20 protein-coding genes are annotated in these 21,430 nt (G+C 67.1%); 7 read left to right on the top strand and 13 right to left on the bottom strand.

Annotated features, from left to right (window positions below):
• Nucleotides 1-239 precede the first annotated feature (239 nt).
• Nucleotides 240-2,024, bottom strand: a complete 1,785-nt coding sequence (locus BLU04_RS01825) for a glycoside hydrolase 43 family protein (RefSeq protein ID WP_093281475.1) — start codon at nucleotides 2,022-2,024, stop codon at nucleotides 240-242.
• A 143-nt stretch (nucleotides 2,025-2,167) separates the two neighbouring features.
• On the opposite strand from BLU04_RS01825, the gene BLU04_RS01820 reads away from it, so the two are divergent.
• Together BLU04_RS01820 and BLU04_RS01815 are read left to right on the top strand one after the other, a co-directional pair.
• Nucleotides 2,168-2,854, top strand: coding sequence for a glycosyltransferase family 2 protein (locus BLU04_RS01820; protein ID WP_093281472.1), 687 nt, complete (start codon nucleotides 2,168-2,170; stop codon nucleotides 2,852-2,854).
• 28 nt (nucleotides 2,855-2,882) lie between these two features.
• Complete coding sequence (locus BLU04_RS01815; protein ID WP_093281468.1) at nucleotides 2,883-3,644, top strand: phosphatase PAP2 family protein; 762 nt, start codon at nucleotides 2,883-2,885, stop codon at nucleotides 3,642-3,644.
• Here the strand turns inward: BLU04_RS01815 and BLU04_RS01810 are convergent.
• Genes BLU04_RS01810 through BLU04_RS01800 form a run of 3 tightly spaced genes read right to left on the bottom strand, consistent with a single transcriptional unit; the run spans nucleotide 3,641 to nucleotide 5,675 of the window.
• A complete protein-coding gene (locus BLU04_RS01810) occupies nucleotides 3,641-4,003 on the bottom strand; it encodes an EamA family transporter (RefSeq protein WP_093281465.1) in 363 nt (120 codons plus the stop codon). The two genes, BLU04_RS01815 and BLU04_RS01810, sit on opposite strands and share 4 nt — an antisense overlap.
• Nucleotides 4,000-4,437 (bottom strand): EamA family transporter, encoded by a 438-nt coding sequence (locus BLU04_RS01805; RefSeq protein ID WP_093281463.1) that lies wholly within the window; start codon nucleotides 4,435-4,437, stop codon nucleotides 4,000-4,002. The genes BLU04_RS01810 and BLU04_RS01805 overlap by 4 nt, the downstream gene beginning before the upstream one ends.
• Nucleotides 4,434-5,675, bottom strand: a complete 1,242-nt coding sequence (locus tag BLU04_RS01800; RefSeq protein ID WP_093281460.1) for a GNAT family N-acetyltransferase — start codon at nucleotides 5,673-5,675, stop codon at nucleotides 4,434-4,436. The genes BLU04_RS01805 and BLU04_RS01800 overlap by 4 nt, the downstream gene beginning before the upstream one ends.
• 218 nt (nucleotides 5,676-5,893) lie before the next feature.
• Here BLU04_RS01800 and BLU04_RS01795 point away from each other — a divergent pair, with 218 nt between their 5' ends.
• Together BLU04_RS01795 and BLU04_RS01790 are read left to right on the top strand one after the other, a co-directional pair.
• Nucleotides 5,894-6,511 carry an aromatic acid exporter family protein gene (locus BLU04_RS01795; RefSeq protein ID WP_157895027.1) on the top strand — a complete coding sequence of 206 codons (618 nt, stop codon included), beginning with the start codon at nucleotides 5,894-5,896 and terminating at the stop codon, nucleotides 6,509-6,511.
• A gap of 108 nt (nucleotides 6,512-6,619) precedes the next feature.
• Nucleotides 6,620-8,914, top strand: a complete 2,295-nt coding sequence (locus tag BLU04_RS01790) for an ATP-binding protein (protein WP_093281453.1) — start codon at nucleotides 6,620-6,622, stop codon at nucleotides 8,912-8,914.
• A 96-nt stretch (nucleotides 8,915-9,010) separates the two neighbouring features.
• On the opposite strand, the gene queA is transcribed toward BLU04_RS01790, so the two are convergent.
• Complete coding sequence (gene queA, locus BLU04_RS01785; protein ID WP_093281450.1) at nucleotides 9,011-10,066, bottom strand: tRNA preQ1(34) S-adenosylmethionine ribosyltransferase-isomerase QueA; 1,056 nt, start codon at nucleotides 10,064-10,066, stop codon at nucleotides 9,011-9,013.
• An 89-nt stretch (nucleotides 10,067-10,155) separates the two neighbouring features.
• Here queA and BLU04_RS16795 point away from each other — a divergent pair, with 89 nt between their 5' ends.
• Nucleotides 10,156-10,950: a type II secretion system protein gene (locus BLU04_RS16795; protein ID WP_093281447.1), complete on the top strand. Its 795-nt coding sequence runs from the start codon at nucleotides 10,156-10,158 to the stop codon at nucleotides 10,948-10,950.
• A gap of 183 nt (nucleotides 10,951-11,133) precedes the next feature.
• Nucleotides 11,134-11,865 carry a hypothetical protein gene (locus BLU04_RS01775; RefSeq protein WP_157895026.1) on the top strand — a complete coding sequence of 244 codons (732 nt, stop codon included), beginning with the start codon at nucleotides 11,134-11,136 and terminating at the stop codon, nucleotides 11,863-11,865.
• 337 nt (nucleotides 11,866-12,202) lie between these two features.
• Here the strand turns inward: BLU04_RS01775 and BLU04_RS01770 are convergent, their stop codons facing one another.
• Together BLU04_RS01770 and BLU04_RS16210 are read right to left on the bottom strand one after the other, a co-directional pair.
• The gene (locus BLU04_RS01770; RefSeq protein WP_093281442.1) at nucleotides 12,203-13,024 is read right to left on the bottom strand and encodes a hypothetical protein; all 822 of its coding nucleotides are present in this window, start codon (nucleotides 13,022-13,024) and stop codon (nucleotides 12,203-12,205) included.
• Nucleotides 13,025-13,787: 763 nt separating this feature from the next.
• Entirely contained in the window at nucleotides 13,788-14,537 is a 750-nt protein-coding gene (locus tag BLU04_RS16210; protein ID WP_157895025.1) for a hypothetical protein, read from the bottom strand.
• 109 nt (nucleotides 14,538-14,646) lie between these two features.
• Here BLU04_RS16210 and BLU04_RS01755 point away from each other — a divergent pair, with 109 nt between their 5' ends.
• Entirely contained in the window at nucleotides 14,647-15,435 is a 789-nt protein-coding gene (locus tag BLU04_RS01755) for an SDR family oxidoreductase (protein ID WP_093281437.1), read from the top strand.
• A gap of 56 nt (nucleotides 15,436-15,491) precedes the next feature.
• On the opposite strand, the gene BLU04_RS01750 is transcribed toward BLU04_RS01755, so the two are convergent.
• From BLU04_RS01750 to lpxK, 6 genes are all read right to left on the bottom strand, one after another.
• The gene (locus BLU04_RS01750; RefSeq protein ID WP_093281434.1) at nucleotides 15,492-15,776 is read right to left on the bottom strand and encodes a hypothetical protein; all 285 of its coding nucleotides are present in this window, start codon (nucleotides 15,774-15,776) and stop codon (nucleotides 15,492-15,494) included.
• 17 nt (nucleotides 15,777-15,793) lie between these two features.
• Nucleotides 15,794-16,225 (bottom strand): nuclease-related domain-containing protein, encoded by a 432-nt coding sequence (locus BLU04_RS01745; protein WP_157895024.1) that lies wholly within the window; start codon nucleotides 16,223-16,225, stop codon nucleotides 15,794-15,796.
• A gap of 97 nt (nucleotides 16,226-16,322) precedes the next feature.
• The gene (locus tag BLU04_RS01740; protein ID WP_093281429.1) at nucleotides 16,323-17,459 is read right to left on the bottom strand and encodes a lactonase family protein; all 1,137 of its coding nucleotides are present in this window, start codon (nucleotides 17,457-17,459) and stop codon (nucleotides 16,323-16,325) included.
• Nucleotides 17,460-17,490: 31 nt separating this feature from the next.
• The gene (murJ, locus tag BLU04_RS01735) at nucleotides 17,491-19,164 is read right to left on the bottom strand and encodes a murein biosynthesis integral membrane protein MurJ (RefSeq protein WP_093281426.1); all 1,674 of its coding nucleotides are present in this window, start codon (nucleotides 19,162-19,164) and stop codon (nucleotides 17,491-17,493) included.
• Nucleotides 19,161-20,204, bottom strand: coding sequence for a lipopolysaccharide heptosyltransferase II (gene waaF, locus BLU04_RS01730; protein WP_093281423.1), 1,044 nt, complete (start codon nucleotides 20,202-20,204; stop codon nucleotides 19,161-19,163). Before waaF ends, murJ begins: the two co-directional genes overlap by 4 nt.
• A complete protein-coding gene (gene lpxK, locus BLU04_RS01725) occupies nucleotides 20,201-21,430 on the bottom strand; it encodes a tetraacyldisaccharide 4'-kinase (RefSeq protein WP_093281421.1) in 1,230 nt (409 codons plus the stop codon). The genes waaF and lpxK overlap by 4 nt, the downstream gene beginning before the upstream one ends.

The following is a 21,430-nucleotide window of genomic DNA, read 5'->3' as shown; positions in this document are numbered from 1 at the left end:
AGTCTAGGCGTATGGGTGCCGCTACCCCTTCAGTACGTACCCTCGGGCGTACTGGAACCATCCGATTTTAATCCAGTTCGGAGACAAGGCGCAGGGGGAAACGCGTCCGCCTAGCTAAGGCCCTCAGAACAGGAGGTCACGGAGGGGCGAAGCCCCTCTGTGGCGTTAAAGCGGGTCGCCTCCAGCTGTACAGGGTCGCCCCCGCCAGCCCCGAAGGGCACCCCCCACCCCGCGCCCCCCTAAGGCATCAAATTCTGCGAAGAAAACGCCCCCGCATCCGGATGACTCGGCCCATAAAACGCATACCGGAACGGCCCAAAATCCGCATACCCCGGCTCCTTCTCCTTCTGCTCCTTTCCATTCCAGGTAAAGAGGGCAATCCGGGTGCCCCGGTTTTCCCCCCAGCCGAAGCGGAAGGCGTCGCCCAGGGGGGTGTAGTTCCGGCCGTCGAAGCTGTAGGAGAACGTCGCCGAAGGGGGGATCGACTCCCGTTCCCGCTTGTCCGGGGAGGGCTGGGCGGCGGAGATCGAGGCGCGGAGCCAGACGGCCCCGGCGCTCACCTCGGGCCCCGCGTCGGTGCGGCGGGTGAGGGTGTTCGCGAACTCGACCTTTCGCACGCCGCCGTTCCGCACCACGCCGAGGGTGGCGACATATTTCCGGTCCCAATAGAGGGCGAGCCCGGCGATCTGCCCCTCCGTCATCCCGCCCGCCTCGACGCGGACGGCGATCTCCCCCGGCCCCGGTCCGAGGGTCCGCTGGGTGAGGACGTTCCCGACGCGGAAGAAATCGGAGGGGTTGAGGAACGACTGGATGAGCTGGACGAACTGGCCCGGATCGAGCTTCGGCTGGAGCGAGAGGGGAAACGGCTTCGCCGCCTTCAGCCGGAGGTGGCCGGGATTTTCGGTGAGGGACCAGAGCGCGGGGCGGGGGGCGCCGTTCCACTCCCATTGGGGGGCGAGCTGGGGCTGGGAGAAATCGTCGTCGGTCTGCGGGGGATGGGGCGGGACGGCGGGCAGGGCCGGTTTCGGCGAGGTCCAGGCGAGGGTGCCGATGCCGTCGGCGTCAGCGTCTCCGGGAACGGGCCAGCCGTCGATCCACGAGACGGGGAGGAGGTGGAGGGGGCGGCCCGCGTGGTCGCCCTCGCCGTCGTTGCCGTAGGCCCGCTGCCGGGCGAGGAACCACCACGTTCCGTCAGCCCCGTCGACGAGGACGCCCGCTCCCGGTTCCCGGTCGGCGGGCCGGTTCTTTGGCGTATGGAGGATCGTCCGCCGCTCCCAAGGGCCGGTGGGCGAGGGCGCGCGGAGGGCGCTGACGACGGTTCCCGACTCGCCGGGGAGCGGCTCGTCCCGCAGGAGGTAGTAGGTCGCGCCGATTTTACGGAGGCGGCCTCCCCGGAAGTCGGAAAGCGCGTCGGGGAAGAGGACGGTTCCCGGCGAGTCGACCGAAAGGCCGTCCGGGTGCATCGGGAAGATCTCGGTCTTGCCGACGGCGCTGGTCGCCAGGAGCCACGCTTTCCCGTCGTCGTCCCAGAACGGGGAGGGGACGATCCAGCCGCCCTTCATCATCATCTGCGGCGGCGTCCACGGGCCCGCCGGATCGGTCGCCGTCGTGACGAAGAGGCCCTGGAGGGGCGGGGTGAAGTAGAGGAGGAACTTCCCGTCGTGATAGCGGAGGGCGACGGAGGCGATGCCGAGGCCGTAGGGGATCGTCCGGTCGCGGCCCAGGAGGGGGCCGACGCCGGAAAAATCGGCCAGGCCGTGGCCGACGTAGTCCCAGTTCACCAGGTCGGTCGAGCGGAGGAGGGTGATGCCGGGGAGGTAGTGGTAGGTCGGCGTGGTGAGGTAGAAGACGCCGCCGACCCGGATGACGTCGGCGTCGCCGAAGTCCCCGTGGAGGACGGGGTTCTTGTAGGTCCCGTTCCCCTGGTCCCCCCACGGGCCGAGGTTCCCGGTGTCGGCCCGCAGAGGGAGGCCGGAGGCGAGCAGGACGGCCCCGAGTACCCATCCGTGGAGAAGGAGGCGCATAGAAAAAGAAAGAGGGAGGGTAGAGCGAATCTGCGCGCAGTACAAGACCCGAGGTCGGGTCGCGGGGCTGGAAGGGGGGATCAGCCCCCTTCTTTCCCGCTTGCTGCCCCTCCCCCTTCCCTATTACCCTGCCCCTTCCCGCCATGAAGCTTTCCATCATCATCCCCTGCTTTAACGAGAAAAAGACGATCGAACAGGTCGTCATCCGCGTGAAGGCGCAGGTGCCCGACGCCGAGATCATCATCATCGACGATTGTTCGACCGACGGCACGCGGGAGATCCTCCGCGAGAAGATCACCCCCCTCGTCGCGAAGGTCCTCTACCACGACAAGAACCAGGGCAAGGGAGCGGCCTGCAACAACGGCTTCCAGGCCGCCACCGGCGACATCGTCCTGATCCAGGACGCCGACCTCGAGTACGATCCCGTCCACTATCCCGCCCTCATCGCCCCGATCGAGGAGATGGGCGCCGACGTCGTCTACGGCTCGCGCTTCATGGGGAGCGGCGCCCACCGCGTCGTCTACTTCTGGCACTACATGGGGAACGCCTTCCTGACGCTCCTCTCGAACATGTTCACGAACCTCAACCTCACCGACATGGAGACCGGCTACAAGGCCTTCCGCCGCGAGGTCATCCAGTCGATCGAGATCGAGGAGAAACGCTTCGGCTTCGAGCCCGAGATCACCGCGAAGCTCGCCAAGAAGCGGGCGGTCTTCTACGAGATCGGCATCACCTACCACGGCCGCACCTACGATCAGGGGAAGAAGATCGGGTGGAAGGACGGCGTCCGCGCGATCTACGTGATCGTGAAGTACAATCTCTTCGGCTAGGCCCGGGCGCGTCCGGGAGGCTCTCCCCATGCGTTCCCTCCGCGCCCTTCTCTCCGACGGCCGCGCTCTCATCGCCACGGCGTGGGAGCGGCGGGGCGGGATTCCCGCCGAGACGCGGATCGTCGCGGCGATCCTCTTCGTCCTCGTCTTCAGCACCGCCTTCGCCCTCGATTTCCACGTCGCCCGGCTGATCTCGGCCCTCGGCGAGGCGGCTCCCGGCCTGCGCCCCGTGGCGGAGAAATTCAGCTTCTGGGGCGATTACCTCACCGGGACCTTCATCGTCTCCTTCTCCCTGATCTTCGCCGGGATCGGATTCGACAAGGCCGCGTGGCGGCGGGCCGGTCTGGCGGCCCTCCTGGCGGCGAGCCTCGCGGGCATCCCCGGCAGCACGCTGCGGCTGACGCTGGGCCGCCCCCGGCCCGCCGCCGAGGAGGCCGACGCGGTCGCCCGCCTCCATCTGGACCAGGCCCCGGAGCCTTTCCTCTCCTTCCATCGCCGCCTCCGGCCCGAGGCGCTGCCCGACGGCTTCTACGGCCCCCGGCCCACCTCGCTGATGCAGGGCTTCCCCTCCGGCCACGCGACGACCTCGATGGCGACGGCGGGTGCGCTCCTCATCGCCTATCCCCCGCTCGGCATCCCCGCGATGGCGGCGGCGGCCGGCGTCTGCTGGTCCCGCGCCTGGCTGGGCCGGCATTATCTTAGCGACCTGCTGGCGGGGACGGTCCTCGGCCTCGGCGTGGGGCTCCCCCTCGGCGCGGCGGCGCGGCGGTTGGGACGTTCGGGCCGCTAGCTCAGCGAAACCAGGAAAACGCCGCCGGTGATCAGCGCGATCCCGACGGCGAGCCGCCAGGTCATCCGCTCCCGCAGCACGACGATGGCGGCGATGCTCAGGATGGCCGAGCCGACGGCCTCGAAGGGGTAGATGAAGCTCAGCTCGTGATCGCCGAGGAGGCCCATCCAGAGGAAGAACCACGCCGTCATCGCGCCGATGGCGAGGGCGAAGAGGGCGGCCTGCTTCAGCCGGGACCAGTCCGGGCGGGGATGCATCGCCATCTTCAGGCCGATCTGGCCGACGACGAGGCCGAGGAGGGCCCCGGCGAGGCGGAGCATCGCCGTCGCATCGAGGCCGCCGGGGGCCGCCGGGCTCACAGCTTTTCCTCCAGGGTCATGAGGGGCTTCGCGATGGTCCAGACGCCGACGAGGACGAGGGCGATGCCGCTCCAGCGGAGGAGGGAGATGCGCTCGTGGAGGAAGAGGGCCGAGCCGAGCGGGACGAGGACGTGGACGATGTTCATGAGGTTGAACGCCACGACGAGGGGAAGCCGGCTGAGGACGCGGAGCCAGCAGACGAAGCTGCCGATGTAGCAGAGGACCGAGACCCAGACCCACGCCGAGGTGAGGCCGGTGAGGCCGCTCCAGCCGAGATCGGGAACCGCCGCCGCGCCGCGCCGCAGGAGGAGTTCCGAGGCGGTGACCAGGAGGGCTCCGAGGAGGAGATGAAAGTAGGGCGTCAGGACCGGCACCGGGATGGCGGCGGAGGCGCCGTCACCGGAATGCGTTTCCCCGGCCCCCGGCCCGCTCACAACTCGTGCGCATTCGGGAAGGTGCGCACGATCGGTTGGTGGCGGACGGGCTCCAGGTAGGAGAGGAGCTTGCGGAAGAACGGATTGATCCACTTGTTCGTGTGGGTCACGTAGAGGTCGAGCGGGGAGAGCTCGCAGCGGAAGTGGTACTTCGGCTCGTAGTTGAGCGGGCCGCTGTAATAGCGGGTGATTTTTTGGGTGAGAGCCCAGGAGACGACGTCGCGCCAGGTGACGAAGTAGAGATGGAGGTCGAGGGCGACGGAGTAGTCGAGCCCCATGCAGCAATCGTAGATCTCGCCGTCGCTCTCCCCGGCCCGGTGGACGAAGCAGAGGCTGAAGGCGACGATCTTCCCCTTCCGCTTCCAGAGGAAGAAGCGGGTGCGGTCGCCCATCCGCTTCCCGATCTCGCGGAAGTAGGAGACGGTCAGCTTCTCGAACTGGAAGCGGGAGCGGCCGTGGACGGCCTCGTAGAGGGGGTAGATCTCGTCGACGCGGTCGCCGATGTCGGAGACGACTTCCATCTCCAGCGGCTCCTCCTCGGTCTTGCGGAATTTCTGGCGGAGGTTCTTGCGGGTCTTCTTGCTGAGCCGCGTCTTCATGTACTCCTCGAAGTCGGGGAAATCGAGGGAGAGGTGGACGGCGGGGAGGCTGGCGACGCGCTGGTAGCCGCCCGCCGTGAAGACGGAGAGGGCGGAGCGATGGCGGGAGGGGAAGTCCTTCAGGACGATGATGTCGGTGTCGAGCCGCGCGGCGACCGAGGGGAGGGCCTCGTGGAGGGCCTCGGCGATCCAGCGGCGCTCCGATTCGGCATCGGCACCCAGTTCCCCCTCGCCCGCGCTGCACCCGATCATGAGGGTGTTCAGCTTCGCGAAGCGGGGGAAGAGATAGCGGACGGCGTCGAAGCAGCGGCGGATCGCCGGGGGCAATCCGGCGGCGAGGTCCTGGTGGACGACGAAGATCGGCTGGACGCTGCGGGGACGGCCTCCGGCGTCCTCGATGACGAGGTAGCGGTAGGTGAAGTTCTGCGGGAGGGTCTCCTCGAGGAGGGGATAGTAGCGGTGATCGAGGCAGAGATGGGCGAAGCTCTTTTCCCACAGGTCGGCGGGGAGGGAGCGGGCCTCGTTAACAAGGCGTACCAAGCCGTGCCGCGTCCGGAAGGAGGCGACGCTGGGGCAAGATCCCGGGGTGAAGGCCACGCCGCTCTGGGCGTAGAGCAGCGAAGGAAGGACGGCGGACATAGGAGGGAACGAGCGCGAAGGGGAAGAAGCTGGGCTTAAGCAGCGTTTATTGGAAAGGTTACGAAAAAACGTGGTGGCCACTCTATCTCTTTCCGCCCTCCTTTTTCAATGGGTAATTCGACTCAACAGGGACAGGGTAAATCGCTGGTTTGGAAAAGGTACCGAAGTGTGAAATACTTGAGCAGATTCCCCATCCCTTCCAGCCCCTCATTGCCGCCGTGACGCCTCCCGCCCCCTCTCCGATTCCGCCGCCGCCCGCTCCCCGGCCTCCCTTCGACGCCGTCGCTGCGGCGTTCTTTGCGGTGAAGGCCTCGATCTCCGCCGTCCTCGCCTACTCGATTTACATCTCCCTCGGGCTTCCCGGCGCGGCGTGGGCCGCGCCCGTCTCGGCGGTCCTCGTCACGCAGCCGACGTTCCAGCCCTCGATCCAGGCCTCGCTCTCCCGGTTCTGGGCGAATATCCTCGGCGCCCTGATCGGCTCGATTTCGGTCCTGTTGCTGGGGCCGACGCCGTGGGCGCTCGGCCTCGGGTTGGTCGTCGCGGGGTTTCTCTGTCAAGCCATCCGGCTCGACGAAGGCTTGCGTCCGGCCTACGTTTCGGTTGTGATCGTGATCTTCACCGGGGGGGAGAAGGTCTGGGTGGGATCGTTCGATCGCGTTCTGGCGGTCCTCGTCGGGTGCGTGGTCGCCCTGATCGTCGGGGCTTTCTGCGATCTGCCGTTGCACCGCCTCGCCGAATGGGTCCACCGCCGGTGGAAAATCCGCATCCCGGGATTGCCCTTGAGAAAAATCGAGCCGGCCGGAGAGCCCTCTGGCCTTAAAAATGCTCAGGAATAGGGTACCGCCAGCCGACGAGGACGACCGAATTGCTTTCACGAAAGCGAAGCCGAAAGAGCAGAATCAGGACAGAGCCGAGAGCAGAAAACCGCAGCCGACACGCCGTTTGTGAGCAATCCCAACCCCGAACCCCCCGAAATCCATGACGCCGGAAACGACGGCGGCCAGGGCCCGATGGACGACATCGAGTTCGGGTCGGCCCCGGTCTCGGTCATGTCCTCGGGCCTCCGCCTCGGGACGCTCGCCGAGCCGGTCGGGACGCTGCCCGCCGAGACGCCCCTCCGGGACTGCCTTCCCTACTTCGAGCGCGAGGGCCGGGAATACCTCCCCGTCGTCGATGCCGAGGGGCGGCCCTCCGGCCTGATCTCCCTCACCGCCGTCGACCGCCTCCTGGAACGGACCGGCGACGAGTCCGTCGGCCACGAGCCCGTCGGCCTCCACCTCCTCATCGGCGTCGTCCAGGCCTCCGAGGAGACGCCGATGACCGAGGTCCTCGACCTCACCCTCGACCGCACCGGCGAGTCGATGCACTACGACCTCCTCGTCCTCAGCGAGGAGGGGGGCTACGTCGGCCTCGTCACCCTCCGCAGCCTCGTCACCGTCCTCTCCCGCCAGATCCTGACCCAGGTGCAGAACCTCGCGCGGAAGGAGGACATGCTCCGCCAGGCCCTCCAGCAGCAGTTCCGCCACTCCGTCGAGATGCGCCGCGCGCAGAAGCGGGACCAGGAATTGCAGGAGAACCTCCGGCAGGCCGCGCAGCAGCAGTTCCGCATCTCCCTCGACCTCCGGCGCTCCCAGGCCCGCTACCACATCCTCTTCGAGAACAGCGCCATCGGCTTCGCCCTGCTGAACACCTCGGGCGAGACGCGGACCTACAACCGCCATTTCTCCGGCCTCCTGAAGCTCCCCTATCCGCCGCAGGAGAAGGTCGTCGACGTCGGCGACTTCATGCCCCTCTCCGCCCGCGCCGAGTTCCTCTCCACCCTCCAGCGGCTCGAGTCGCGCGAGGAGGGCTCCCCCTCGCTGATGCTCGAGCTGCCGATGGAGCTGGCCGACCGCCCCGGCGTCGACGTCCGCTTCCAGTATGCCCTGAGCTGGATCGCCGATTCGTCCCAGGTCTGCCTCTGCGTCCAGGACGTGACCGAGGAGCGGCAGCTCCAGAAAAAGATCCTCCAGCAGGAGAAGGACGTCCTCCTCGACTCCCTTCTCGGCGGCATCGCCCACGAACTCAACAACAAGGCCCTCCCCCTCCTCGGCTACAGCGAGCTCCTCTCCAACGAGGCGACCGCCGGGGCCGACGCCGACCCGGCGAAGATCATCCACTACACCGAGGTCATCAAGAAGAGCAGCTCGGAGTTCTCCGCCATCGTCCACCAGCTCCTCCAGCTCGTGAAGCCGGGCGGGAAGCCGACCCCCGTCGACCTCTGCGGCGTCCTCCGGGAGACCGCCTCCCTCCTCGCCTTCCAGATCGCCGACGCGAAGGTCTCGATCATCGACCGCCTTCCCGCCGAGCCCGTCCCGATCCTCGCCGACGCGGCGCAGATCAAGCAGATCTTCGTCAACCTCCTCGTCAACGCCGTCGACGCCATGCGGACCTCGTTCCAGAAGGAGCTGGTCCTCGCCATCCGGATCGAGGGGAACCAGGCCTTCGTCGACGTGACCGATTCGGGCGTGGGCATCCCGCCGGAGATCCTCCCGCGCATCTTCGATCCCTTCTTCACCACGAAGGCCGCCGAGACCGCCCGGGGCCTCGGCCTGAGCGTCTGCCGCAGCCTCGCCCGGCAGTTCGGCGGGGAGATTTCGGTCGAGAGCGCCCCGGCGAAGGGGAGCTGCTTCACCGCCCGCTTCCCCCTCACCACCCGCGCTTTGAGTAGTCCCTCCGGCGGCGGGAACCTCGCCCCACCCAAGATCGCCTCTATGCCTGCCTCCCCCGCTCCCGCGGCCGGACCCGCACCGGAAGGTTCCTCCCCCGGGGAGCCGCCTCCCGCTCCCGCCCCGACCCACGCTCCCGCCGCGCCCCGGATCCCGGAGGTCCTCGTCGTCGACGACGAGCCGAACGTCGGCAACCTCGTCAGCGAGATCCTGAAGCGGAAATTCAAGGCGAACGTCCGCCGCGCCATGCACGGGGAGGAAGCCGTCGCCGCCCTCACCGAGGTTCCCGAGGGCTTCGACCTCATCGTCTCCGACGTCCGCATGCCGTTCCGCAACGGCATCGAACTCTTCCGCTGGATCGCCGCGAACCGGCCCCAACAGACCTCCCATTTCTTCTTCATGACCGGCCACGACGGGACCAACGAGATGAGCGAGGAAATCGCCCGCTCCAACGTCCCCGTCCTGCGGAAGCCCTTCCCCATCGACACCCTCGTCAAACTCGCGCACGAGCGGATGCGCGTGGCGGCGTAGAGCTGGGCTTCAGCCATCGCAGTTTCCCAGCGCATCTCTCGCGATAGGAGTCAGGGCGTATTGGCCCCGTCTCCTATCGGGGAGCGGAACGCCCCCCTACAGAATCAGCATCGCGTCCCCGTAGCTGAAGAACCGATATTCCTTCGCCACGGCCTCCCGGTACGCCTCCAGGATAAACTCCCGTCCTGCGAACGCCGAGACGAGCATGAGGAGGGTCGATTTGGGCAGGTGGAAGTTCGTCAGCAGCGCCCCGACGTGTTTGAACCGGTAGGGCGGGTAGAGGAAGATCTCGGTCTCTCCCCGGCGCGGGCGGAGGGACTCGACGCTCTCCAGGACCCGGGCGCTCGTCGTCCCCACGGCGACGATGCGGCGCTTCGTCCCGTCCTCGCGCTTCACCTTTTCGGCGAGGCCCGCCGGGATCTCGAACTCCTCGCGGTGCATGACGTGGTCGGCCAGCTTCTCGACCTTCACGGGGCGGAAGGTGCCGAGGCCGACGTGGAGGGTGACGAAGGCGTGGTCGAATTTCGCCAGCATCTCCGGCGTGAAGTGGAGGCCCGCCGTCGGCGCGGCGACGGAGCCCGCCTGGGCCGCATCGGCGTAGACGGTCTGGTAGCGGACGCGGTCGTCGATCGAGGGGATCGCCGAGGCCTCTGCCTCGAGCGCCTTGCGGCGCTTCAGGATGTAGGGCGGGATCGGCATGTCGCCGTACTCGTCGAGGGGGAGGTCGTCGAAGAAGCGGAAGACCCGCTCGCCGCTTTCGAGGGTCTTCAGCACCTCGGCCTCGATCGTCCGCTTCCCGTCCCGGCTCCGGAAGGTGTGGCGCATGCCGGGCATCGCCCGCTTCGCCGGCTTCACCAGCGCCATCCAATGGCGGGGGCTCGTCTCCTTCAATAGGAGGATCGAGAGCGCGCCGTCGGCCGAATCGAGGCTCGCGGGCATGACGCGGCTGTTGTTCAGGACGAGGAGGTCGTCGGGCCGGAGGAAGGTCGGCAGGTCGGAGAACTGCGCGTGGGTGATCGTCCGCGCCGCCCGGTCGAGGACCATGAGGCGGGAGGCGGCCCGGTCGGGCGTCGGCCACGCGGCGATCCGCTCCGTCGGGAGGTCGAAGGAGAAATCGTCGGTCAGGAGATCGGTGCGTGAGGGAGTGGTCATTTGCTTGAGCGTACTGAATCGAAACCTTGACGTTTGGGGAGGGCGAAACTACAGTAACATCCTCAATCCATCAACAGGAGACCTCCCCGATGCTTCTTATTCGCCAAGTCCGCCGCCAGTCGTTCACTCTCGTTGAACTTCTCTTCGTCATCACCATCATCGGGATCATCGCCGGTCTCGCCTTCCCCGCGATGGGCAACGTGATGACCAAGGCGAACCTGCTGAAGGCCGTCTCCAACGGCAAGAACATCTGCACCGCCGCCCAGACCTCCGCCTTCGACGCGAACAGCACCGGCTCCGCGAACTACGGCTGGCCCGCCGACGTCGGCACCTTCCCTTCGGCTCACGATTACTTCATCCTCCTGACCAAGAACGACTATCTGAAGGTCACCGACATGAAGATCCTCTCGGTCCCCGGCATCCAGGCCTTCCCCGGCCAGGACCCGACCCAGCTCTCGGCCCGCTACGTGGCCTACGGCCTCGGCAACGTCGGCGAGAACGACGACGGCTCCGCGATCTTCCTCTTCACCAAGAACTGGAAGCCGACCCGCACCAGCGGCTCCGCCCTGAACCCGACCGACAAGCCCTTCGGCGAAAAGGGATTCGTCGTGATCCACAAGGGCGGCGACGGCAACTCCTACAAGAAGCAGGACGCCACCGGAAAGCTCCCCGACAACTCCCTCGGCACCGTTCCGGTCGCCTCCCCCGCCTTCATCTTCGAGCCGCAGGGTGCCGCCCCCGGCAACGCGGCCGGCGCTCCCGGCGGCGGCGGCGTGACCCCCGATCTGGCTCCCGATTCCCCCACGCCCGCCCTGGCCCCGGAAGCCCCCGCTGCTCCCGCCGCCCCTGCGGCTGACGCGCCCGCCCCCTCGGCCGCTCAGTAAGGTCATTCATGCACTGAGGAGGCTAGGTGGATCTACCTAGTCTTCTATAGGCATAAATGGTGCGTTCTTGGGAGCCCTGTTCTCCTAGAAAAGACTTCCCTCTCTGAAAGAGGGTCGCCTAGGATCAGCCCTGCCTTCGGCCCTTTTTCTGTAAAACAGGGTGCCTCCGGCTCTGACTTTACCATGCAAGACGTAGGAACCCCCGCCCCCGGAGGCGCGAGCGCAGGAACCGGGAAAATCCCGGTCCTCCGCACCGACATTATTTTGGCCGATTTCGTCGGCTTCTCGACCCTCGACGATGCCGGGCAGTTCGTCTCGATGAGCGTCGTCAGCCGTCTCATGGGCGGGATCATGGACCGCCTCGCCGTCCAGTCCTTCGGGAAGAAGGTCGACATGGCGATCGGCTGGGTTCCGACCGGCGACGGTTTCTACATCATCCTGAACCCGAAAGTCATCGGGACGGCCATCTTCGTCGCCCTCTCTTTGCGCCAGGCGCTCATGACCCGGGTGAACCAGACCGTCGGCCTGAAGGGAGTCCGCTTCGCCGTCCATCACGGCACCGCGATCCCCTTCGACGACGTCACCGGAAAGCGGAACTACATCGGTACCGGCCTGAATGACGCCGCCCGCCTCCTCTCCCTCAAGCCCGAGGAAATGGTGATGGCGCGGAGCTTCCATCGGGACGACAACTTCCTCATCGCCTCCGAAGCCGCCCTCGACCACTTCGAGATGGCCTACCCGCCCGAGGAGATCCAGACCTTCCTCGATATGAACGGCTGGCGGAAGTCGGTCAAGTTCCGGCTCACCGACAAGCACGGGAAGGTCCATCCTTATTCCTTCATCGATATTCACCGGGATGCGTCGATGAATATTCCTCACATCGTCAATCCGTTTTCCCCGGCGGGGTTGATGTAGGGGCCTGGGGCGTCGTGGGGCGGGGCGGCCCTTCGGGGCTTGCGGGGTCGACCCTGTACAGCTGGAGGCGATCCGCTTTATAGCCCAAGAGGGGCTTTGCCCCTCCTGGAACCTCCTGTTCTGAGGGCCTTAGCTAGGCGGACGCGCTTGGGCGGCGCCTCGTCTCCTCACTGGATTAAAATCGGATGGTTCCGGTACGCCCGAGGGTACGGGTTGCGGGGGGAGACGGGGCCAATACGCCCTGACTCCTATTGGGAAGAGGTGCGCTGGGGGAGAAAGCTGTGTGCACTAAAAAAGCGCGACCCTTTCAGGTCGCGCTTTTTTAGTGCTTGGGCGCTTACTTGGCGGCGACGGCGGGGAGGGCCTGGGCGGCCTTCACTGCGTTGACCCAGCTGCCGAAGAAACGCTGCTTGCAGGCGGCGGCGAAGAGCGCCGGGTTCTTCTGGCGGACTTCGGTGCTGGTCAGGGGGGTGCCCTGGTCGGCGAGGTCGCGGATGTCACGGGCGATCATCTCGTTCGTCCAACGCTTGCGGCGGCGGATCTGGTCGTAGTCGAGCCCGGCGCGGCGGACGGCCTCGCCCCAGCTGCCGAAGCGGCGGCGGGCGGTGGCGATCAGCGAGTTCGCGGTCTCGTCCATCTTCTTCGAGGAGAGGTCGGCCCCCTGCTCGCTGAGGCGGCGGATTTCCTCGATGATGTTCTCATCTTCCCACGACTTGTAGCGGTAGATTTCCTCGGCGGCGAGGCCGGCGGCGGAGAGGGCGTCCTTCCAGGAACCGAAGTGGTTCGGACGGATCGCGGCGTAGACCATCGGGGCGTACTTCGAGAGCATCATGCCGCGGAAGGAGAGGTCGGCCCCTTCGGCGTGGAGCTGCTGGACGGTGAGGACGATCCGTTCCTTCGACCAAGCGCGGTATTTGCGGACGTCGTCATAGGCGATCCCGGCGGCCTCGACGGCTTGGCGCCAGCTGCCGTAGTAACGGATGCCGGCGGCGAGGAGCTCCTGGAAGTTCTGCCGCATGTGGTGGGAGTAAAGGGGCTTTCCGGCGGCCTGCCAGATGCGGATCTCCTCGAGGACCCCTTCCTGGGTCCAGCTGCGGTTGCGGTTCGAGTCGAGAAGGGAGTTCCCTTCGGTGGCGGCGGTCGTCTTGGTGGTTTCCATAGTAGTAGGTATCCGGTTTTGTGATCGGCAGTTGCGGTCTGGTCTGTTTTTGTTCTCTAACTAATCAATTCAGGTTGTTTTCCTTTTGCTGCTCTTTCGCGAATCCCCTCCAGAGAGACCCCTTTCGTATCGATCGAAAGACTGAAAACGTGCTAACCTTATAAACTCAATCCTAAGAAATTCGTCCAGTACGTCAAAACTTCAATTGTTACGTCTTTTTGCCACAAGGGCCGATCCGTCATAATTCCAGCACGATGTATGCCAACGGGCAAATTATCCTAAGCCTTACGTTGTGGCCCCCTGTGTCACCGCTTAGGCGACAGGGCGGCGTAACCCCTTTATGTCCTGTGTTGATGCCCTTTCCCGGGCAGAATCGGCAGCCCAATCAAAAAGCCTCAAATTAAAGCTTCGACCCCCTGAGAGTATTCTATCCCAAAGAGGACGCCTTTGCAAGATAGGGGATTCAAGAAAGACAATGTAAGCAAAATAAGGGATGCAGCCGGGCTCCCTCGCCTTGGGGGGCGGGATTTGGTCTTTGGGGAGGATTTCCCGCTTGGATGCCAACCATTCCGGTTCATCCTGGGAGACCACTGCGATGAGAGAACTCCTCGGAATGATTCAAACGGGCCTCGGAGTGATCCAGACTCTCTTCGTTCACCTCTTCGGCCGTGCTTTGCTTCAAGGGCTCCTGTTGCTCGTGGGCCGATGGTTCGTCAAGAGCGGCTCCCAGTCCGATAGGACGAAGTAACCCTCGTCCGGCGGCTCAGTAGGACGAGACCACGACGTTGGTGACGACGTCGTGGGTGAAATAGATCTCGTACTTCTTCTTGGTGGCGACCTTGGCGGCGGCGTCGTTCGCGAAGACGGTCCCGAAGGTGAGGTGGGACGCCGCGCTGCTCATGGCCTCGGAGCTGAGGTCGCCGACGGGGCTCAGGGGCTGGTAGGTCCACAGCTCGTCGCTCGACGAGTCGGGATCGCCCTTCAGGGCCTGCACCTGGTCCTTCGTCATGCCAAGCTTGATGCCCCAGGCCGCGCGGCCCTTCTTCGCGACGGCAGTGGCGTCGCTGCCGGTGCCGGCGGGGGCGGCGGAGGCAACGGAAGGGGAGGCGGCGGGAGGAGCCGGGGGGGTGGCCCCAGCCGCAGGGAGGGCGGCGGGCGGGGCCTGGAGGGCCTTCAGCTTTCCGTCGTAGGCGGCGAGGGAAGCGGGCTCGACGAGGACCTGGAACTTCTCCGTGGTGAGGGGGAGGAGGACGGCGGTCGCCTTGCCGTCGGCACCGTAAACGACGGCGAACTCCTGCTGCCCGGCCCGCTCGACGATGGTGACGTCCTTGCCGACGGGCAAGACCGCCTTACTCAGGAGGAAGAGCCCGGGGCGGGCCGGGATCACGAGCGCCACGCGGCTCGCCAGTTGGAGCACCGCGTTGACTTGCGCCAGGGGGTCATCCTGGGCCTCGGCCTTGCCGATGAAGCCGACGCACAAGAAGGCGAACGCGAGGACGTGGAGGACTTTCATGGGGTGGTTGGTTCCCCCTACGGTACCGGAAATGGGCGATATTGTCGACGCCGATGGAGAGGGGCCGCGCCAAAGTGGACTCGGGGACGTATTCTGCTATCTTGCGGTCATGAATTTGCAATTCACCGGAAAGACTGCACTCGTCTCGGGCTCCACCAAAGGGATCGGCCACGCCATCGCCGCCCGCCTCGCGGCGGAAGGCGCGCGGGTCATCGTGAACGGGCGGACCGAGCAGGCCGTCGCCTCCGCCCTCGAGCAGATCCGGAAGGCGACGCCCGAGGCCAAGGTCGAAGGCTTCGCGGGCGATCTCTCCACGGAGAAGGCGACCGGGGAACTCCTCCGCCTCTTCCCCGAGGTCGACATCCTCGTGAACAACCTCGGCATCTTCGAGCCGAAGCCGTTCGAGGAAATCCCCGACGACGATTGGCGGCGGTTCTTCGAGGTCAACGTCCTCAGCGGCGTCCGCCTCAGCCGTTCCTACCTGCCCGCGATGAAGAAGAAAAACTGGGGCCGCGTCATCTTCATCAGCAGCGAGAGCGCCATCCAGATCCCCGTCGAGATGATCCACTACGGCATGACGAAGACGGCCCAGCTCGCCCTCTCGCGCGGCCTCGCCGAGGACTGCGCCGGAACGGGCGTCACCGTGAACTCCGTCCTGCCGGGGCCGACCCGCTCCGCGGGCGTCGAGGAATTCGTCAAGGAACTGAGCGGCGGCAAGCCGTTCGACGTCTTCGAGAAGGAGTTCTTCACGAACGTCCGTCCGAGTTCCCTGATCAAACGCTTCGCCACGACGGAGGAGGTCGCCGATCTGGTCGGCTTCGTCTGCAGCCCCCTCGCCTCCGCCGTCAACGGCGCCGCGCTGCGGGTCGACGGCGGATGCGTCCGCTCCTGCTTCTAGGAAGCGCGGGGAAGGTGCCTTTGGGATTCGGGATGCTCCGCATTCTGGCCAACCGTTCAGCCTTGAAGCCGTTTCTGGAGCAACTCGGCATAGGTCCACAGGACCGATGAGCCCGGCTCGCTCGCCCGCTTCGTCAGCGTCTCGATGAGAAAGCGTTTGTTCATCACGCGAACGCCTTTGATCGGCTCGAGGTAGGGAACAAAGGCGTCGGTGAAGACGACGAGGGGATGGATCCAGGTTTCCTCGGCGGCGACTTCCTCAATCGTCTCCCTAAGCCAGTAGGTGTTTTGGAGGGCTTGGCTGACGAAGTTCTTCTCGAACTCCCTGCCATCGCCTCGCAATTCTCCCTGCTCGACGGTTACCTTTGTTTGTGGGACTTGGTCTCGATGAGGAAGAGATGTCCTCGTCGATGCAATACGATGTGATCGATGTTTCCGAACTTGCTTTTGACGTCATGCAGGACGCGCCATTCCTCTTTGGGTAGAGCGTCTAGCAATGAGCCTACGAGCTCTTCACCGGCTGCGCCTTGGTTGGCTCTGAGTTCTTCGGAATGGAGCCCTTCCATCCGTTCCACTCTGCCGTTCGTAAACCGACTCAGGCCGACGAGTACCAGAACGGACAACCCGGCATCCCAAATCCAAGCTCCCGCCGTTCCCTGAAACTCGAAAATGCCGAGGAGATCGACGAGGAGGGCAAGGACGATGACGATCATGCCGGTCACGCCCAGGGATTTCCGGTCCCAACGCCGCTCCTGCGCCCTCTCTCGGGTTGAAGCACCGGCTTTCTTCATCGGCACACAGTGAGCCACAAAGGGGTCGACCTGGCGAGCTTTGACAGGGGCCTTGGAGTGCGTTCGCTACGCCTCTCTCATGGGGGCTGGGGCTCCCTTACGGGGCAAAAACCAACGCCACCGGGGATCCGACGCTTTGCCGTTGGCCGGTGGGAGTCACGGCTCCCGTCTCCGGGTCGATCTTGAAGACGCTGAGGGAGTCGTCGTATTGGCCGGCGACGAGGAGCCAGCGGCCGGAGGGGTCGATGGCCATGCCGCGGGGGCCTTTGACGTCGAGGGGGATGTTGCCCATGGCTTCGAGCTTGCCGTCGGTTCCGATGTGGAAGAGGGCGAGGGTCTCCCAGCCGCGGTTCGAGACGTAGAGCCATTTTCCCGAGGGGTGGGCGAGGATCTCGGCGGAGCCGGCGACGGCCTTGGTCTCGACGACGGCGGGAGGGTCCATGTCGACAGTCTGGATCGGGTTCAACGCGCCGGTGGCGGGGTCGCGGGAGAAGGCGGTGACGTTCATCTTCATCTCGCCGTTGACGTAGACGAAGTGCTGGTCTTTGGAGAAGGCGAGGTGGCGGGGGCCGCTGCCGGGGGGGACTTTCGCGAAGGGGAGGTGCGGGGTGAGGGCGCCGGTCTTCGCGTCGAAGGCGAAGAGGCCGACGTCGTCGCCGCCGAGGTCGCAGGCGTAGGCGAAGCGGTTGGAGCGGTCGAGGTAGACCGAATGGGCGTGGGACGATTTCTGCCGCCCGGCGTCGGGGCCGGTGCCGGTGAAGGGGAAGGTGGAGACGGGGGCGAGGGGCTGGGCGGGGGCTTCCCCGAGGGTGTCGAGGACGGTGAGGACGCCGCTGCCGTAGGAGGCGGCGAGGAGGAAGCGGTCGGCATCGTCGATGGCGAGGTGGCAGGGGTTGCCCGCCGGCTCGGGGACGGCCTGGATGAAGTGGAGGAGGCCGCCTTCCTCGTTCCCGCCGACCCAGAAGGAGGCGATGCCCCCCTTCGCCTCGAGCGCGGCGTAGAGCCGCCGCCCGTCGCCGGAGAGGACGAGCCAGGAGGGATTGGCCGCTTCGGCGGCGAGGACGGGAGCGGTGAGCGCCCCGGTCTCGGTGTCGAGGGTGCCGCGGTAGATCCCCTGGCCGTGCCCGGAGGGCGGGGTGGTGTAGGTGCCGACGTAGAAGGGGAGCGAGGCGGCGGGGACCGATGCGGAAATCAGGGAGGTCATGAGGAGAAGGAGGAGGGTGCGGACGATCATGGGGGGCCTTGGGAACGTTAGCACACTCCGCCTACTTCTTCCTCTTCAGCTTCCGCTTGATGAGGGCGGCGGCTTCGTGGAATTCGTGGAGGCCGAAGAGGATGCTGCCGAGGCCGTAGGCGGTGACGCCGGTGGAGAGGGCGAGGAAGAGGCAGAAGGCGCCGCGCCAGACGGTATCGAGTTTCCCGAGAGGCTCGTTCTGCCACCCGGCGGTGAAGTGTTCCGCGGCCCACGCGCCGAGGCCGCAGAGGGCGGCGGCGGCGAGGACGCGGAGGAGGAAGCCGGTCCACTCGACGGCGGGGCCGATGTCGATCCGCTTCCGCAGGGCGAGGAAGAGCTGGCCGAAGTTGAGGAGGGCGACGCACGAGGTGGTGAGGGCGAGCCCGGCGTGGCCGAAGTGGAGGATCTTGATGGCGGCGAGGTTCAGGACGAGGTTCGCGCCGATGCCGATGAGGCTGACGCGGAGGGGCATGGTCCGCTCGCCGAGGGCGTAGAAGCAGGGGACGAGGATCTTGATGGCGGCGTAGCCGGAGAGGCCGATGGAGTAGGCCTGGAGGGCGGCGGCGGTCTGGGCGGTGTCCCGCGCGGTGAAGTGGAGGTGCTGGTAGATGAGGCGGATGATCGGCTCGGCGAGGACGGCGAGGCCGACGGCGGAGGGGATGGTGAGGAAGAAGGCGAGGCGGAGGGAATTCCGCGCGGTCTGGCCGAAGCCCGCCATGTCGTCCCGCGCGAAGGCGCGGCTGATGGCGGGGAGGGTGGCGGTGGCGAGGGAGACGCCGAAGACGCCGATGGGGAACTGCATGAGGCGGAAGGCGCAGTTCAGCCAGGAGCGGCCGCCGTCGATCTGGGAGGCGAACTGGCCGTTGACGAGGACGTTGATCTGGACCGCCGCCCCGGCGATGACGCTCGGCCACATGAGGGACCAGACCTCGCGGAGGCGGGGGTGGCCGGGGTTCAGGGTCCACTTGAAGCGGTAGCCGATCTTGACGAGGCCGGGGATTTGGATGGCGAGCTGGGCGAAGCCGCCGAGGAGGACGCCGAGGCAGAGGCCGTAGAGGGCGCGCTCGCTGAAGTGGGGATGGGCCCAGTTTTCCCGGGCGACGGGATCGCAGGCGTAGGCCCCGGCGATGCCCCCGGCGACGGAGACGATGTTGAAGACGGTGGAGGCCGAGGCGGGGAGGCCGAAGACGAAGCGGGCGTTGAGCATCCCCATGGCGACGGAGGCGAGGGAGACGAAGAGGATGAAGGGGAAGAGGAGGCGGGTGAGGTTGACGGTGAGCTCGAATTTCCCGGGGACGGCGTGGAAGCCGTGGCTGGTCATCTCGACGATGAGGGGGGCGTCGATGATGCCGAGGAGGCAGATGCCGCCGAGGAAGAAGAGGGCGGCGCTGAAGATGAGGTTGGCGAGGAGCCAGGCGGGGGGCGGCCCCTCCTTTTCCCACGTCCGGGTGAAGAGGGTGGTGAAGGCGGTGGAGAGGGCGCCCTCGGCGAAGAGGTCGCGGAGGAGGTTCGGGATCTGGAAGGCGGCGAGGTAGGCGTCGAGGAGTTTCCCGCCGCCGAACATCGCAGCGAAGATCTGTTCCCGGATGACGCCGAAGAAGCGGGAGACGATGACGGCGAGGCCGACGATCCCGGCGGCGCGGCGGGTGCCGGTCGGCTGGTAGCCCGGGGGCGGGGTCGGAGGAGGGGGAGGGGCGTCGCTCATGGGGAGGAGGGAGTGGGGGAGAGGAGGTCCTCGCAGGCCGCGACGACGGCGGGGACTTCGAGGCGGGTCATGCAGGGGAAGTCGATGGGGCAGGTGCGCAGGAAGCAGGGGCTGCACGGGACGTGGGCGCGGAGGACGCGGACCCGGTCGGTGACGGGGCCGGTGAGGGCGGGCTCGGTCGAGCCGAAGAGGGCGATGCCGGGGGTGCCGAGGGCGGCGGCGAGGTGCATCGCGCCGCTGTCGTTGGTGACGACGAGGCGGGCCCCGGCGACGGCGGCGAGGAAGTCGGCCAGGGGGGTGTGGCCCGTGCGGTCGATCGCGCCGGGAAGGGCGGCGGCGACGACGGCGGCGGCGGGGGCGTCGCCGCCCGCGCCCATGACGATGGCGGGGGCGAGGCCGGGATGGCGCTCGAGGAGAAGGCGGCCAACCTCGGCGAAGCGTTCGGCGGGCCACCGCTTCGCGGGGCCGTAGGCGGCCCCGGGGCAGAGGAGGAGGCCGGGGGCGGGGAAGGCGCTTTCGGGGACGTTCAGCTTCGGCAGGGGAGCGGCGGCGGCCTCCTCTTCCGCCCCGGGCGGGAGATCGAGGAAGGTGGCGAGATAAGACGAAACGAGGCGGAGCCAATCCCATTTCTGGTGGAGCCGCGAATGGTCGAACTCCCGGCGGGGCAGGGCGCGGTGGAGGGCGAGGCGGCGGAGGGGATCGCCCCAATCGCCGAAGCCGGAGACGGGGCCGATCCCGGCGAGGCGGGCCTCGACGGCGGTGCGGGGGGAGTTGGGGAAGAGGAGGGCGGCGTCGCACCGCGCCTGGCGGAGGAGGGGGACGGTGGCGGCGTAGCTGCGGGGCCTGGGCAGGGGGATGACTTCGTCGATGCCGGGGAAGGCGGCCCAGAGCGGGGCGAGGTGGGCGGGGGTGGCGGCGACGAGCTTCGCCTCCGGAAGGGAGCGTCGCAGGAGGGCGACGGCGGGGAAGGCCATGACGCCGTCGCCGAGCCAGTTCGGCGTCCGCAGGAGGAGGCGGGCGGGAGCGGACTGCGTTTTCATGCGTGGGCGACGGCGGGCGCGTGAGCGGTCTTCGCCGGGGGGACGGTCGTGGCGCAGAGGCGGTCGACGAGGGCGTCGAGGACTTCGCCGCCCTGCAGGAGCTCGATCTCGACGCGGAGGAAGTAGATGGGGAGGGAGAAGTCGCCGAGGGGGATCTCGGGGAAGCGGACGGCGTCTTTCTCCGTGGTGACGACGAAGCGGGCGTTGCGGGCCTTGCTGCGGGCGAGGGCGTTGAGGATCTCGGGACCGGCGTAGCGGTGGTGGTCGGCGAAGCTCCGGCTGTAGCAGATCTCGGCTCCCAAGGCGCGGAGGCCGCCCTCGAAGCTCTCCGGCCGCGCGATGCCGGAGACGGCCCCGACGCGCTGGCCCTTCAGGAGGGAGAGGGGGACGCGCTCCCCGGTGCGGAGGTCCTCCAGGTAGCGGGGGGCGTGGGAGCACTCGACGAAGGGGGCGTGGCGGTTGTGGCGGCGGAGGTCGGCCTTCAGCGGGGCGAGGTCGGAGCCGTCGCACTTCGTGATGACGAGGAGGTTCGCCCGCTTCAGGTGGCGGTGGGGCTCCCGGAGCATGCCGCGCGGGAGGAGGTTCCCCGCGCTCCCGCTCGCGCCGCCGTAGGGGGCCTCCCGGTCGACGAGGACGACGTCGAAGCGTTCCTTCAGCGGGAGGTATTGGAAGCCGTCGTCGAGAAGGAGGACGTCGGCGCCGAAGTGGCGGATGGCGTGGAGGCCGCTCTTCACCCGGTCCCGGTCGACGAGGACGACGACGTTGCGGAGGTTCTTCGCCAGCATGTAGGGCTCGTCCCCGGCGAGGTCGGAGCCGAGGAGGAGGCGGCTGCCGTCGGAGACGACGCGGGGCGGGCTGGCGTTGTCGCGGCCCCGGAGGCGGTTCTTCACCCGCTGGAGGAAGGGGAGGGGGGTGCTCTTGTACCCGCGGCTGAGGATGGCGACGCGGCGGCCCCCGTCGGTGAGGCGGCGGGCGAGCTTCTCGACGATGGGGGTCTTCCCCGTGCCGCCGACGGTGAGGTTCCCGACGCTGATGACCTGGCAGCCGAGGGCGTGGACGCGGGAGAAGCGCCACTCGAAGAAGCGGAGCCGGAGGACGACGATCCCCTCGTAGAGGTAGGCGAGGGCGCGGAGGAGGACGCGGAGGGCGACGGCGGCGCGCCCGTGGCGACGTTCCAGGATGACGTCGATGGCGAACTGCTCGAGGTTTTCCAGGAAGGCTTTCAT

The organism is Verrucomicrobium sp. GAS474 (assembly GCF_900105685.1).
Taxonomy (GTDB): domain Bacteria; phylum Verrucomicrobiota; class Verrucomicrobiia; order Methylacidiphilales; family GAS474; genus GAS474.
Note: the sequence above shows the minus strand (reverse complement) of the source record. Positions and strands in the feature narration are given on the sequence as shown.

What these genes read in the sequence shown, in the direction of transcription:
- BLU04_RS01825 (WP_093281475.1), bottom strand. Translation starts at nt 2,024, where the DNA reads ATGCGCCTCCTTCTCCACGGATGGGTACTCGGGGCCGTCCTGCTCGCC.
- BLU04_RS01820 (WP_093281472.1), top strand. Translation starts at nt 2,168, where the DNA reads ATGAAGCTTTCCATCATCATCCCCTGCTTTAACGAGAAAAAGACGATC.
- BLU04_RS01815 (WP_093281468.1), top strand. Translation starts at nt 2,883, where the DNA reads ATGCGTTCCCTCCGCGCCCTTCTCTCCGACGGCCGCGCTCTCATCGCC.
- BLU04_RS01800 (WP_093281460.1), bottom strand. Translation starts at nt 5,675, where the DNA reads ATGTCCGCCGTCCTTCCTTCGCTGCTCTACGCCCAGAGCGGCGTGGCC.
- queA (WP_093281450.1), bottom strand. Translation starts at nt 10,066, where the DNA reads ATGACCACTCCCTCACGCACCGATCTCCTGACCGACGATTTCTCCTTC.
- BLU04_RS16795 (WP_093281447.1), top strand. Translation starts at nt 10,156, where the DNA reads ATGCTTCTTATTCGCCAAGTCCGCCGCCAGTCGTTCACTCTCGTTGAA.
- BLU04_RS01775 (WP_157895026.1), top strand. Translation starts at nt 11,134, where the DNA reads ATGCAAGACGTAGGAACCCCCGCCCCCGGAGGCGCGAGCGCAGGAACC.
- BLU04_RS01770 (WP_093281442.1), bottom strand. Translation starts at nt 13,024, where the DNA reads ATGGAAACCACCAAGACGACCGCCGCCACCGAAGGGAACTCCCTTCTC.
- BLU04_RS16210 (WP_157895025.1), bottom strand. Translation starts at nt 14,537, where the DNA reads ATGAAAGTCCTCCACGTCCTCGCGTTCGCCTTCTTGTGCGTCGGCTTC.
- BLU04_RS01755 (WP_093281437.1), top strand. Translation starts at nt 14,647, where the DNA reads ATGAATTTGCAATTCACCGGAAAGACTGCACTCGTCTCGGGCTCCACC.
- BLU04_RS01745 (WP_157895024.1), bottom strand. Translation starts at nt 16,225, where the DNA reads ATGAAGAAAGCCGGTGCTTCAACCCGAGAGAGGGCGCAGGAGCGGCGT.
- BLU04_RS01740 (WP_093281429.1), bottom strand. Translation starts at nt 17,459, where the DNA reads ATGATCGTCCGCACCCTCCTCCTTCTCCTCATGACCTCCCTGATTTCC.
- murJ (WP_093281426.1), bottom strand. Translation starts at nt 19,164, where the DNA reads ATGAGCGACGCCCCTCCCCCTCCTCCGACCCCGCCCCCGGGCTACCAG.
- waaF (WP_093281423.1), bottom strand. Translation starts at nt 20,204, where the DNA reads ATGAAAACGCAGTCCGCTCCCGCCCGCCTCCTCCTGCGGACGCCGAAC.
- lpxK (WP_093281421.1), bottom strand. Translation starts at nt 21,430, where the DNA reads ATGAAAGCCTTCCTGGAAAACCTCGAGCAGTTCGCCATCGACGTCATC.